This is a genomic window from Streptococcus infantis (assembly GCF_047464615.1).
Lineage (GTDB): Bacteria > Bacillota > Bacilli > Lactobacillales > Streptococcaceae > Streptococcus > Streptococcus infantis_Y.
In genome coordinates, this window is the sequence record NZ_JASHBO010000026.1 from 1 (window position 1) to 13586 (window position 13586).

Genomic DNA, 13586 nt, shown 5'->3' on the forward strand with positions numbered 1-13586 from the left:
TTGGCTTGAACACCTTATTTGTATCGCGTTTGGAGTTTTTTGGTATAACCTTCGATGCGCACCCGCATAGCGGGTGGTTTTTTTGTCTCGCACCTAACGGAGCGAGACGGACTGAAAGTCACATAATACGAAACCAGTCCACGTTTTCGAGGACTGGTTTTGATATATCGCGTTTAAGTACCGACCTCTGAGCCCTAATTGATAGTGTTCACCCCAGCCAGATCCTTATCTGCTATCCTTTTAGGAATTCCTAACTTAAATAGGCCCGACAGTCGTTTAGATTTCTTCTTCCATTGCTTCCAGATAATCACTCGTAGACGAGTACGCAAGCGCTCATCTATGCTGGTGACTATGCGCTTCATATTTTCCAATGAGAAATAGTTTATCCATCCCCAAATGGACAAATTCAGTTGCTCAAGAGTTCGCCGGTAGCGGAGAGCCCACGGAGGACTTCCACCTCAGATGTACGACATGTCCATCGTACCAAAAACGGCAAATCCCTCAAATTGAGATTTGCCGTTTTTTATATATTTTCATCTTGCAAATCGAGCTGCTTCACTCTAGCAATATAGTAAGCCATAATCAAAAACAAATTGAAGCTGACAATCCAGATAGACCATTCATGGAGAAAATGCATAGATACAGCCAAGCTAATAGCTCCCACTATGAAACTGCCTACAACAATGCCATAGTTCAAGGCTTGACGACGATATTCTTGAACATCTCCTTCTCCTCTAACGATGCGATACAAAGCAGTCAACATTTTTCGGTAATTTCCAGAGGTCATAAAAATGACATAGGGATGATCTTCAATCAAACTACCCGTAAATGTTAGCATCATCATGCCTGTTCCAAAAGCAATAAAAGGAACTTCTAATAAAGGAAAGCGGGAAAAGAAGGGCAGAACAAGGGTCCCGATAAATAAAGGAAGTAGCATCTTAACCCGCCAATAGGCTGTTTTGCGATATTCTTTCATGTACAAGGCAAAAAGAAAGCCTAGGGAAAAGAATATAATAGAACAGAATCTCAACATAGTATTGATGACATGCGAATCGTGCCAATCTGATATCAGCAGGAGAATGTTCCCTGTCTGCGTTGCCACCAAACTATGGTACTGGATGTGACAGAATACATCCAAAGAACCACCGATAAAGCCAAGGAACACTCCCATGAGTCGTGTGTTTTGAGGTAAAATTAATTTATCTGGCATTGATTCATCACTCGTTTCCCTTTGATTTTTTCATTATACCACTTTCTCTTAAAGAAACTAAGTGAAAAACAGTCAGATCAGGTAGACATGATTAGATATACTCCTAAGTTAGTCTCATCTCTGGAGTTCATTTATGACGTCTTATCAACTTCAAATGCTGTAGGTACTCATCAGCTGAACTATTTTTGAACAAATTGTTTCTGTACTGAAGTCTATGGCTTAATCAAAGCAACACTGGAAACAGTACCATCTGCACCTATTGTAATTTGGATGACTTTTCCACCACCAATTTTGGCATTATATTTACCATCATCAAGGGTATAGGCATAGCCTTGGATAGAGTAGTTTTCTTTCTTACCATCACTAGATTCTACTGTAAATTGACCACCTGATGAAACAGTGATAGTCTCGCCATTAGCCCCCTTCCAGTTGCCAGCTGCGGCAGAGAAATCTCCATCAACCATGGTTAGAACACCCTTGTAACGTTTGTTGTGTTCTGCTTGCTTATCTTGAAGTTTGCGGTCAGTAGTTGGATCATAAGCTGATTGGCTTGTCTGTGCTTGAGAGCCTTGCTGATTTGACGGAGTTTGCGAAGATGCTTGTTGGTTAGAAACTTCTTGCCCCTGTCTTGTTTCTGGTGCTGGTGTTGCTTGCGATTGATTAGCAGTAGTCGTTGACTGATCAGAAGATGATGATTTAGCTTTTTCTGATGAAGTTGAACTTGAGGATTTCTGAGTCTTGTTCTCTTTACTTGAAGAACTGGCCTTAGAACTAGAAGATGCTTGTGTTGTCTTGCTAGAACTATCGCTTGTGGTATTTTCTTTCTTATTACCACAAGCCCCCAATAGTAATGTTGAAGCAAGTACAGTTGCGGCCATTAATTTGATAGAAGTTTTATTTTTCATTTTATGCCCCTTTGTAACATTTTTGAAATGTTAAGAAATATTTTTGTAACATTATTGTAATATTTGTTTTTAAATCTGTCAACTATTTATCTAAAATTTTTTAGAATTATTTTTTAGTACATTTATTTTCTTACTCCTCCTATATCTTTTATTCGTAAAGAATTTAAAAAAACACAAAATTTCTTCCTGACAAAGTGCTATATTCTAAAGTGTAATCGCTTGCATTTTTTTCTTGAAGGGCTATAATAAAATTGAAATAGGATATTGGAGGTGTAGACTTATGTCAAGCAAATATTACAAATATCTTCCTTGGGTGATTTTAGATGCTTTCGTTTCTTATGGAGCAGCTACTCATTACGCTCAAACAACATTTGATTTGTTCTACCTAACTGCTATTTTCATGATTGTCTACGTGGCTTTATTGTATTTACACGAAACCTATTTAAAATATAAATACAAGGATTTATTCATTCGAATCATGAGCAATTCAAAGAAAGATAAACATCCTTAGTAGTCAAAAAGAGGTCGGGAAAAATCCCGACCTCACTTTTTTATGACTAATGAGTCTTTGACACGATGGCTGAATTGACTTTTAACACAAACTGTATTTTCTCTATTCTCAGGCTTGAACCAGCCATCGTTTGTTAAAACTTCTCAGGACTGAGACTAGGAAACCGAGACTTGATCTATCGATTTCTGTCTCAAAGCTTTTTATTTCAATCGATAGGTTTTTCTTGGTTTCTTTTTAGGCACTCGTTTGAGCCCAACTTCTTCTACATACTCACCGTATTTTACGAGAAAGTTATTGCTGACGATTGGTCGTCCTGGGTTGATGAGATTGACTAATTCGGTTCCTTCATAGACCGTGAACTCCTCCTCTAGCAGATAGAGGAAGGTCGGATTCCAGTCGAGACGGCCTTGGATTCGTTTGATGGATTCTTGGATAATGGCATAATGGTCAAAGGCGAAGGCGTGCTCCTCCAACTCTAGTCCCTCTAGGAAGCACTTGCCCGTCTGAAAATCAACATCGACAAAAACCACATCCTTAGCATCATCTCCGGCTTGAACGAGATCAAGTGCGCGGCTAGGTAGATACACCAAGTGGGCGATAGTAACCGTCCAGCCCCGCGGATCACGACCTGGGGTAGACACTGTCATCAACTGTTCGATTTTTTCCAAAGGAAGGTCAAGATTAACCTCCTCTCTCACTTCACGCTGGCAAGCATGCCTTGCATCTTCACTCTTATCCATAAAACCACCGACCAAAGCTAAACAGTTTTGATAAGGATGGGCCTTACGACGGATTAGCAAGAGTTTAATTTTCCCTTCCACAAAGCAATAAGCTACCATATCCACCGTCACGCTTGGTTTTTCATACTGAGGAAGATCCTGTTTGCAGTACCAGTCTAAAAATTCCTTCTCCGTCGCATGAATCTCAAAATATTCTCTTTCTGTCATTCCAGCCGGGATTATCCTTTCAGTCATCTTATCCCTCCCTGACAGCTTTTGTCCATTGATACCAACCGACTAGACTATTGATGGTGTAAACCCAGTACATACCTTGGATATGGATATTTTCACCCCACCAGAGGTAAATACTAAAGAGATTGGTTGCAATCCAGAAAATCCATTGCTCACGGTAAAGACGTGTCATCAAGAGCTGACCAACACCATTGGTCGCATCGGTAACACTATCACGGAAAGGACGAGCACTGCTGATACTTTGGTAGGCTAATCCCATGCCAATCCAGATGATGGCAGTCAAAGCCAAGTACTTGAGCCAATCAATCAGACCAAGTTTCTTAGCTTCAAAGTGAGACTCCTCTGGTCTTCCTTGCTCATTGATCCGATTAGACAACCAAGTATAGAGACCAATAGGCTGCATGACAAAGAAGTAAACAGTCGTCAAAACTTCACCATAGAAAGTCGCATTCATAGCTAGGACCAAATAGATTGCAGAGTTAATAGCTCCAAAAAGGTAGTTACTAGCTCGACCTTCAGCTACTAAGATAACGCAGACAATCCCTGTCCAAGAGGCCAAGAGACCAATCCAGTCATGACTTTCTGTGTTTTGTGTAAACTCCAGAATAAGAGGAACACTTGATAAAGCAATCAAATAGAGCCACTGGAAAAGACTACGGCCCACAAAGAGGTCTTTCCAAATCAAACGCATAACTCCTGCAAAACCAATTTTACGAGCTTCTGCGTGGACATTTTTAAAGTTTTCAATAAATCGAGTGATTTTTTCAGTTATTTTTTTCATTTTCTTCTCCTAATCTGCTTGGTAAATGGCATCGATAGCTACTTTTGCTGCTTCATAATTTCCTAGATAGTCATCAGCTAGATAAACATGAGGGATATTGGCTAGATATTGCTCCCTCATCATATCCAAATACTGAGAAAAACTGTGACGGATATGGTCTTCTGCCATGGTCATGTCGCGAAAACCATCATTGACATAAGAGCCAACAGGTTGCACAAAGAGGATTAAATCCCACTTTTCCTTGGCTACGATGGAAACAAAGAGATTATCAAAGGTCTCTACGGACAAGTCCTCCTGCTCTTCGCTTTCCATGTAGTAATCGTAGTAGCCCTTGGTTACCAAAGAGTTTGTATCTGCAATGACTAGACCTCGATTGGCATTGCTATCGATTAACTTGGAAGTTTGATCATATTGGCCCAAAAGAAGGTAATAATAATCTTTGGGGGTAAGCTCATCATCTCGAACATTATTTTTTATCTGATACTCACGAGCATACTCCAGACTGACTGGCGCATCATAAAAGCGAGCTAAATCCTTGGCTAGAGTTGTTTTCCCATTACTAGCACTTCCCATAATCAACACTTTTTTCGTAAACTGACGGCGGAAAGGTTGAGCGATGTATTTCCAATATTTACTTGGATTTTCTCGAATCATGCTAGCCGAAATTCCAAATTTTCTTTCCTGCAAAACAGTCTCGAAACCACGTTCTGACAATTCTTGTTGGTATTCGGACTCTCCTACAAAAAAGATGAGCTCCTGACCAGTCTGGTCATAGGAAATGGCCTGCAACATCTGATCCAACCACTCCTGCCAGCCCATTGGATAGCGTGGAATATTGGTTTCGTCAAGTTTACAAACAGAGGTCAACTCATCATCTCGAAATGCTTCACGAATATAGCGAAACCTCTTTTGTAGTGTAAGTCCAACCTCTTCACCACGATCTCCCTCATAACCTGAAACTACCACCCATACAGCATCGCATTGTCGTTTTGCTCTTTGGATTAAATCAATATGCCCCTGATGCAAGGGAGCAAAGGTTCCAAAAACCACTGCTATCTGTTTTTTCATGTCTTTTCAACCTTTTTATAACTTTTTATATTTTATATCATACTCTATCTTGTTCTGTTTGTCAAGACTTTTTTATTATTTTTTATAAAAACATTGCTGTATTATAAGAATTTTTTTCGTATCATACAAAACTTGATTAGGAAAAATCCCTTTTGGAAATCCTTAAACTAATTGCACAATTCAAATGCTTATTTTAGTAACAACTTCCCCAAAAAAGAGGCTGAAACAATCTGTTCCAACCTCACAATTTTAAACAATCTCAAATTTTAATTGACCAGCTTTGACACCAATCTTCAGAGTCTTACCAGCTTCCAATTCACCTTTAAGGAGAAGTTCTGCTAGTTTGTCTTCTACTTCTGTTTGCAAAGTTCTACGAAGTGGACGAGCCCCCATCTCTGGATCATAGCCTTGCTGAGCTAGAAGTTTAAGGGCAGATGCTTGGAGTTTCAAGTCAATTCCTTTTTCTGCAAGACTAGCAATCAATGGTTTGACCATAATCTTAACTACTTCTTGCATATCTTGACTTGACAAGCTATGGAAGACTACCTTCTCATCAATACGGTTGATAAACTCTGGACGATAAGCCTTTTTCAACTCCTCAAACATCCGTTTTTCCATATTTTCTTGGTCAAAGCGAATGTCCTTAGCTCCAAAACCAACTGTCTTGTCATCACGAAGCGCTGTCGCACCAAGGTTTGAAGTCATGATGATAATGGTATTGGAGAAGTCAACCTTGCGACCTTTACTATCTGTCAAGACACCATCATCCAAGACCTGCAAGAGCACGTTAAAGATGTCTGGGTGAGCCTTTTCTACCTCGTCAAAGAGCAAGACTGAGTATGGTTTGTTGCGAACCTTCTCAGTCAACTCCCCGCCTTCTTCGTAACCTACATAACCTGGAGGAGCTCCGTTAAGACGGCTGGCCGCGAATTTCTCCATATACTCACTCATATCAAAGCGAATAAGGGCTGATTCATCATCAAAGAGAACTTCTGCTAGAGCCTTGGCCAATTCGGTCTTTCCGACACCCGTAGGTCCTAGGAACATAAAGGAACCAATCGGACGCTTATGACTGCGAATCCCTGACTGATTGCGGCGAATGGCACGACTGATACTAGATACAGCTTGATCTTGACCGATGACACGTTTGTGCAGTTCAGCTTCCAGATTCAAGTATTTCTTGGCATCCGTTTGTGTCAATTTTTGAACAGGAATTCCTGATAAGCGACTCAAGGTGGTCAAAATATCAGATTCTTTTACTAGATCTTTATAAACAGGGGCTTCCTGCTCTTTTGCAATGAGTTGAGCAACTTGCTTCCATTTACCATCCATCAAGGCCTTATCAGCTGATGTTAAACCTGACTCATCTTGTTTAGCGTGTTTCGATTTATTTTGCACTGTTGCAGCTGCTTCGTCCAATAGATCAATGGCTGAGTCTGGCAAATGACGACTCGTCAAATAACGATGTGCCATTTTGACAGCTGTTTCTACTGCATCGTCTGTAATTTGGACATGGTGGTGTTTCTCGTAAGTTGCTTTCAAGCCCTGCAAAATAGCCATACTATCTGCCAAACTTGGCTCCTCAATCATCACCTTTGCAAAGCGACGAGAAAGGGCTGCGTCTTTTTCGATGTGCTTTTGATACTCTTCCTGAGTAGTCGCACCGACAGTTCTCAGAGTTCCACGTGCCAAGGCAGGTTTCAGGATATTGGCCGCATCTAAGGTCGAGTCAATCCCACTTCCTGAACCCATAATAGTATGAAGCTCATCGATAAAGAGGATAACCTTACCATCTTCCTCGATATCTTTGATGATATTGTTCATACGTTCTTCAAAGTCACCACGGAAACGAGTTCCCGCAACCACATTCATCAAATCAAGTTCTAAAACTCGCATCTTAGCCATTTCATCAGGCACATCCCCGTTGGCAATACGTTGCGCAAGACCAAGTGCCAGAGCTGTTTTACCGACACCTGCATCTCCAACTAGGACTGGATTATTTTTTGTCTTACGGCTCAAGATTTGAATCATACGAGAGATTTCTTGGTCGCGCCCGATGACTGGTTCCAATTTACCCGAACGGGCTTGCTCCGTAAGGTCATGCGTATAATCTTCCAAACCTCCACTTGGTGTCTGAGGCATACCCATCATATTAGCCATGGAATTTTGCTTATCCGCTACGGTACGATGGCGTTGACGAAGGGCCTTCAAATCATCTCTAGTCCAACCAGCACGCGCTTCAAGACTACGACGAAGTCCAGCAATCTTGACCTGATCCTTCTGATCTTCGTAAGAAAATCCCGCTTTTTCTAGAATACGAGTAGCCAAGGCATTGCCATCATGTAAGATAGCATAAAGCACGTGCTCTGTTCCTAAAACCTTGGCATGCACAACAGAAGCTACATGCTCTGCTTCCAACAACAATACCTTCAAACGGTGTGAAAAAGGCAACTCCTGATAATTTTCCTTATCGCTATACTTTGTTTCAGTCAGCTCTACAGCAACTTCCTCCAGACGATCAATCTCATAGGGAAATTCATTTAAAGTCGCCCCAGCTACACTGTAACTATGATTGGCCATAGCAATCAATAGGTGCCAAGACTCTAGGTATTCTGCCCCAAAATGACTTGCGACCAGAAAGGCACTGTCTATACATTCTCTCAATGCTTTTGAATATTTCATTTAGTTCTATTTTCCTTTTCTATCTACCTCTTGTAATAACTGTCGGAGCATATTGGCACGGATAAGATTGGCATCCTCACCTAGAACTCGGTCTGTCGCCATTGCTAATAATAGATTCATCTCCTGACGAGTCACCAAATCCTGCTCAAACAAGAGTCTTAAAACATCTTCAAAGATAACTAGGCTGACTTCTTCGCCCACCGAATACAGTAGCTCTCGGAGCATATCATGATGGTTGGAGAATTCAATCCGTCCTATACGAATGTAGCCACCACCACCACGCTTACTTTCAACCAAGTATCCCCTGCTTTCTGTAAAACGAGTCTTAATCACATAGTTAATTTGACTAGGAACAACCTGGAAAGTATCTGCTAACTGACTCCGTTGCAACTCCACAATACCAGATTGATCTAAAATTGCCTTGATGTAGGCCTCAATATGATCTGATGTATTTTTAAGTCTCATAACAAACCCACCTCTCTTTAAACCTTGACTATCTTTGACTATTATACCGAATTTTTCTCATTTTTAAAAGAAAAAGGGGCTGGTAATGAAGAATCCTCACCAACTCCCTGTCTTTCTAATTATTTAATCCTAATTCTGCCAAGATTTGACGTTTGTAGGCAATCTTTTGGACTTCTTTATCCTCATCTTCAGACCAATCGAGTTTGACTTCAGAAACAATCTGCCCAGGGCGATTTTTCAAGATATAGATACGATCGCTAAGGTTTAGGGCCTCCTCGATACTATGCGTAATGATGAGTGTCGTCAGGCCTAGCTGTTTATGAATATCAAGATACCAGGCATGAAGTTCCATTTTGGTCATCTCATCCAAGGCACTAAAGGCCTCATCCAAGAGAAAGAGCTTATGCCCAAATAGGTAGGTGCGGAGTAAGGCCACACGCTGGCGCATTCCACCGCTAAGTTCATGAGGATATTTGTCCCGGACGGCCTTCAACTGAAAGGTAGTAAGGATTTCATCCGCTTTGGCAATAGCTTCTGCCTTGTCCACCTTTTGAATCAAGAGGGGCAGGATGATATTGCCAAGAACGGTCTTGTGTTCCAAAAGTAGATCCTTTTGTAGCATATAGCTCACGCGCCCCTTGGGATTTTCCTCACCGTCAAGAATGATTCGCCCCGACTGGACTTCTAAAATCCCTGCAATCAAGTTAAAGAGAGTGGTCTTTCCTACACCACTGGGGCCTAGGATAGAAACCACTTCACCTGAAGTCACTTGTAGGTTAATATCTTCTAAAATCTTCTCATCATCGTAGGCATAGCTTACGTGTTCTAATCTAATTTCTGTCATTATTTTACAAATTCGTTAGTGAAACCTTTGTCAGTCAAGTCTTCTTTGAGGATTCCATTTTCCTTATCCCATTTGTAGAAGGCATTCCAACGGTCAGCATCAAATTGTCCCCATTTGTCCTTGTCGCTTGCGTATTCTTTTGACAAGTATTTCTGAGATTCGATGACAAAGTCACGTTTATCCTTGAGCTCAGGTGCATTCTTAATGAGGATATCTGCAGCTTCTTCTGGGTGCTCCATAGCGTATTGGTAGCCTTTTTTGATGGCTTGGATGACTTTGCGAGCTTCTTCTTTGTTGTCTTTCAGATAATCGTTGTTAGCGATGATAACTGGTGAGTAGTAGTCAAACTCTTTAACATAGTCCTTCAAGTACATAAAGTTGGCATCCACACCTTGCGATTTGGCTAGAATTCCATCCCAACCATAATAAATCCAAGCAGAATCAAAAATGCCGTTGGCAATCGGTGTGATAGAGTTTGAGTCGTTATTTGGTACTTTTTCAACCTTCTCGAAGTCTCCACCTTGAGATTCTACCAAGGTTTTCAGCATCGCAAGCTCAGTTGGATCATTCCAGGTTCCGTATTTCTTACCAACCAAGTCTTTAGGACTGTTGATATTGTCAGACTTACGAGAGATAATCCCTGATGTGTTGTGCTCAACGATAGCTGCAACTGCTGTAATACCTGCTCCTTTTTCCAATTTCTTAGCCATATAGTCTTGGAAGTACACTGCAAATGGCGCCTTACCATTGATAACCAAGTCAGAAGAGCTTTCTTCAGGTGGCAATTTCAAATCAACATCCACTCCAGCTTCTTTAAAATAGCCTTTTTCTTTGGCAACATAAAGCCCTGTGTGGTTAGTATTTGGTGTCCAATCTAGGATAAAGTCAATTTTTTTGAGTTCTGCTTCTTTGTTATCCTTAGAAGCAGTTCCTTGTCCACAAGCCACAAGCAAAACAGCTACAAGAGCTGTTACAATCGTTAAAAACACTTTCCATGTTTTCTTCATTTTTATTTCCTCTTTTCTTTTTCCAAAACGCTCTATTTTAAGCACGTTTCCATTTAATCACATATTTTTCACTAATATCAACCAACTTCATACCCAAAAGGCTGATCAGCGATACCAGAATAATAATGGTAAACATGGTATCATACTGAAACAGTTTTTTAGACTGAATCATGTAGACACCAAGTCCTTCAAAGCCTCCCAACCACTCAGATACCACTGTTGTGATAAAGGCGTAGGAGACACTGACCCTCAATCCTGCATAAAAGTAGGGCAGGCTGACAGGGATTTTAAAGTGCCAAAGGATTTGCCAAGGATTGGCTCGCATCAGACTAAATAAGGTCAGCATATCCTTATCACAATGCCTGAAACCATCTAAAATACTGACGATAATCGGGAAAGTTGTCGTCAAGATAATCAAGACAATCTTGGGCAAAATTCCGTAACCTAACCACAAGACCAAGATAGGTGCTATGGCAATGGTCGGTATGGTCTGGACAACCACCATCATAGGATAAATCAAGTCATTTAACCAGCCCAGACTATCCATAAGGACAGCCATGATACAGGCTATTAAAACACCCAAGACCAAACCTAGTAAAGCTACTCTCAAGGTTGCCCAACTATGGTACCAAAGAAATTCTCTGTCACGAACAAAAGACTTGAGGATTTCAAGTGGTGTCGGCAAGATAAACTTCGGTAGGAGTTTTAACAATCCCGCTAACTGCCAAAGAGACAAGACACCCAAAAATCCTAGCAGACTAATATGCCGTCTCATTATACTTTTCAAGTTTCTCATCGATGCTTAAAATCTCTCCTACATTTATTTTCACATTGGCAAAAACATTATCTGCCCCTTGACCTGCCACTTCTAAAGCTTCTTTGAGAATACGCATCAGTTCCTCAAAGTCTCCTTCTAGGACCGTCTCAAAGGGTGTCACTATCATGGACACTCCTTGAGCCTGCAGATAAGCAATAACTTGATCAATAAGGGCTATGCGGTCAATCCCTTGTGACAGGGGTAAGACTTGTAAAGCAATGCTTGCTTTCATTAAAACCTCCTCTTCTCAGGTTTTCTTTTAACAAAAAGAAAAACCTCTTTCATATATGAAAAAGGTGCAAAATTAGGCCAAGTATTCGTTCCCTACGCTGGCATTACCCAGATCAGGTGCGGTCGAAGTTTAACACTTCCTCTCAGACTGTACACAGACTCCCATATATTATATGGACATATGATAACGCAAAACAAACAAGATGTCAAGGAAACTGCTTACAGAAAAAAAGGTGGTTCTCCACCTCTTCCTCTAATCATCTATTCTCAATTAATTCTTCCACTTAAAGCATTGGCGCAAACAACTGGGTGACTTCCTTGATTAATGTTTGATACCAGGTAGGATTGATCGTCCCTGGGAATACTTCCTGCGATACTTCAAAAATCTCTTCAAAGTCCTTACGAATATCTACAATCGATGGTGTTTCGTACAATAAAACTGCATTTTCATAGTGGTGAACCAAGCTACGATAATCAAGATTTATGGTTCCAACAACCGCAAATCGATCATCAACAATCATTTGCTTACTATGGATAAAACCAGGAGTATACTCGTAGATACGTACACCAGCAGACAAAAGATTAGGATAAGACCCTCGAGTTACTAACTGGATGAGTTTTTTATCTGGGATAAATGGAGTTATAATTCTCACATCTACGCCTCGCATAGCCGCATTTTTGATATCCTCTGTCAAATCATAATCAATAATGAGATAAGGCGTGGTGATGTAGACAAAATCTTCCGCTTGATTAATCAGATTTTGATAGACGATTTTACCCACCTTCATCTGGTAGATTGGTTTTGGCCCACTACCATATGGAATACATAGACCGCCACCTGGTCGTGTCTGATTTTCCAAATGATACTGATCAAAATCACTGATTTCTCCACGGTTGATATACCAGTTCATGAGAAATAGTCTGGTAAAGGCCTGAGTCGCTGGACCATCTATACGAATCCCACTATCTTTCCAATGTCCAAAACGTTCAATCTGATTGATATATTCGTCTGCAAGATTAATCCCGCCAGTATAGGAAATTTGCCCATCAATGACTAATATTTTTCGGTGGTCACGGTTATTATAGGCCACTGTCATACGAGGAATCACCTTATTAAACTTATGAGCATCGATTCCTTTAGACCGCAAATGAACCGTATAATCCCCCGGCAGAGTCACCATACAACCAATATCGTCGTAGAGCATCTTGACCTCAACTCCCTGAGCCGCCTTTTCTTCTAGAACTTCGAGCATACTATCCCACATTAACCCCTCTTCGACAATGTAATATTCTAGAAAAATAAATTTTTTAGCTCTCTTTAGATCCTCCAGCATCTGTTGCCACATTTCCTCACCATTTGCAAAGAATTGTGAGTCTGTCTGATCATAAACTTCCGCATTACTGTCCATATGCAATAAGGCATTGATAATCCCGTAGGCAGATTTATCAGTTCCCTGTATATCTTGATGAAGACTATGTTCGCCCTTTTCATGAGATGCGATAGAACGAAGTTCCTGTAATTGTTTAAATTCCTTTTTTGATAACCGACGCTCACCAAACATGATATAAAGCAAGGGACCAAAAACAGGGACAAAAGTGACAATCAACCATGTCACCTTGCTTTCAGGAGACATAGAACGATTGACAATGGCTAAAACAGTTGCCACGCTGACAAGAAATACAAGAGCAACCCAAACAAGTGGAGCAATCTGGCTCATGTAAAGAATGACTGCAAAAACTACAAATAATTCTATCAGAATAATCGCAATGCTAAAACCATACTTGGACATCAATAGTCGAAATTTTCTAGTTCCCATAACTCCCTCTCAATTTCTAAATAAACTCCAAAGCAACTAGCTGAAAGCGCTTGTTACCTACTAGTATACTTAGTTTCATAAAACTTATCAAGCTTTTTCTGTAAAGGCCGATAGTTCAACCTATAAAATTAAAAAGAGTCTGCGACAAACTATAGTCAATTGAACCTAAAACAGTACATAATGTGGTATAATCTTCTTATGGCATATTCAATAGATTTTCGTAAAAAAGTTCTCGCTTATTGTGAGAGAACAGGTAGTATAACAGAAGCATCACACA

Annotated in this window: 14 protein-coding genes, 1 pseudogene and 1 riboswitch; of the genes and pseudogenes, 2 read left to right on the top strand and 13 right to left on the bottom strand. The window is 40.6% G+C overall.

Annotation, left to right across the window (positions count from 1 at the left end; all coding sequences use genetic code 11):
* Nucleotides 1-119 precede the first annotated feature (119 nt).
* From QM450_RS10135 to QM450_RS10145, 3 genes and pseudogenes are all read right to left on the bottom strand, one after another.
* Nucleotides 120-425 (bottom strand): annotated as a pseudogene (locus QM450_RS10135) (group II intron maturase-specific domain-containing protein); the annotation flags it as partial.
* A 98-nt stretch (nucleotides 426-523) separates the two neighbouring features.
* Entirely contained in the window at nucleotides 524-1210 is a 687-nt protein-coding gene (locus QM450_RS10140; RefSeq protein ID WP_414320517.1) for a YoaK family protein, read from the bottom strand.
* A gap of 212 nt (nucleotides 1211-1422) precedes the next feature.
* Complete coding sequence (locus QM450_RS10145; protein ID WP_414320518.1) at nucleotides 1423-2115, bottom strand: hypothetical protein; 693 nt, start codon at nucleotides 2113-2115, stop codon at nucleotides 1423-1425.
* 280 nt (nucleotides 2116-2395) lie between these two features.
* Here QM450_RS10145 and QM450_RS10150 point away from each other — a divergent pair, with 280 nt between their 5' ends.
* The gene (locus QM450_RS10150; protein WP_414320519.1) at nucleotides 2396-2626 is read left to right on the top strand and encodes a hypothetical protein; all 231 of its coding nucleotides are present in this window, start codon (nucleotides 2396-2398) and stop codon (nucleotides 2624-2626) included.
* 200 nt (nucleotides 2627-2826) lie between these two features.
* Here the strand turns inward: QM450_RS10150 and QM450_RS10155 are convergent, their stop codons facing one another.
* The 10 genes from QM450_RS10155 to cls form a co-directional block, all read right to left on the bottom strand.
* Nucleotides 2827-3600 (bottom strand): NUDIX domain-containing protein, encoded by a 774-nt coding sequence (locus tag QM450_RS10155; RefSeq protein WP_414289979.1) that lies wholly within the window; start codon nucleotides 3598-3600, stop codon nucleotides 2827-2829.
* Nucleotide 3601: 1 nt separating this feature from the next.
* Nucleotides 3602-4378 carry a nicotinamide riboside transporter PnuC gene (gene pnuC / locus QM450_RS10160; RefSeq protein WP_414320520.1) on the bottom strand — a complete coding sequence of 259 codons (777 nt, stop codon included), beginning with the start codon at nucleotides 4376-4378 and terminating at the stop codon, nucleotides 3602-3604.
* Between the two features lie 9 nt (nucleotides 4379-4387).
* A complete protein-coding gene (locus tag QM450_RS10165; RefSeq protein ID WP_414320521.1) occupies nucleotides 4388-5446 on the bottom strand; it encodes an AAA family ATPase in 1059 nt (352 codons plus the stop codon).
* Nucleotides 5447-5695: 249 nt separating this feature from the next.
* On the bottom strand, nucleotides 5696-8128 hold the full coding sequence (locus QM450_RS10170; protein WP_414320522.1) for an ATP-dependent Clp protease ATP-binding subunit: 2433 nt from the start codon (nucleotides 8126-8128) through the stop codon (nucleotides 5696-5698).
* A gap of 6 nt (nucleotides 8129-8134) precedes the next feature.
* On the bottom strand, nucleotides 8135-8593 hold the full coding sequence (locus QM450_RS10175; protein WP_414311413.1) for a CtsR family transcriptional regulator: 459 nt from the start codon (nucleotides 8591-8593) through the stop codon (nucleotides 8135-8137).
* Between the two features lie 115 nt (nucleotides 8594-8708).
* Nucleotides 8709-9437: an ABC transporter ATP-binding protein gene (locus QM450_RS10180; protein WP_414320523.1), complete on the bottom strand. Its 729-nt coding sequence runs from the start codon at nucleotides 9435-9437 to the stop codon at nucleotides 8709-8711.
* The gene (locus QM450_RS10185) at nucleotides 9437-10444 is read right to left on the bottom strand and encodes an ABC transporter substrate-binding protein (protein ID WP_414320524.1); all 1008 of its coding nucleotides are present in this window, start codon (nucleotides 10442-10444) and stop codon (nucleotides 9437-9439) included. Before QM450_RS10185 ends, QM450_RS10180 begins: the two co-directional genes overlap by 1 nt.
* 37 nt (nucleotides 10445-10481) lie before the next feature.
* Nucleotides 10482-11240, bottom strand: coding sequence for an ABC transporter permease (locus QM450_RS10190; RefSeq protein WP_414320525.1), 759 nt, complete (start codon nucleotides 11238-11240; stop codon nucleotides 10482-10484).
* On the bottom strand, nucleotides 11203-11493 hold the full coding sequence (locus tag QM450_RS10195; RefSeq protein WP_414320526.1) for an MTH1187 family thiamine-binding protein: 291 nt from the start codon (nucleotides 11491-11493) through the stop codon (nucleotides 11203-11205). The genes QM450_RS10190 and QM450_RS10195 overlap by 38 nt, the downstream gene beginning before the upstream one ends.
* 72 nt (nucleotides 11494-11565) lie before the next feature.
* A riboswitch (TPP riboswitch) is annotated at nucleotides 11566-11668 on the bottom strand.
* Nucleotides 11669-11776: 108 nt separating this feature from the next.
* Complete coding sequence (gene cls, locus QM450_RS10200; protein ID WP_414320527.1) at nucleotides 11777-13309, bottom strand: cardiolipin synthase; 1533 nt, start codon at nucleotides 13307-13309, stop codon at nucleotides 11777-11779.
* A 198-nt stretch (nucleotides 13310-13507) separates the two neighbouring features.
* Between cls and QM450_RS10205 the strand changes: the two genes are divergently transcribed.
* Nucleotides 13508-13586 (top strand): IS630 transposase-related protein (locus QM450_RS10205; RefSeq protein ID WP_414320084.1); only part of this gene is annotated, 79 nt, incomplete at its 3' end.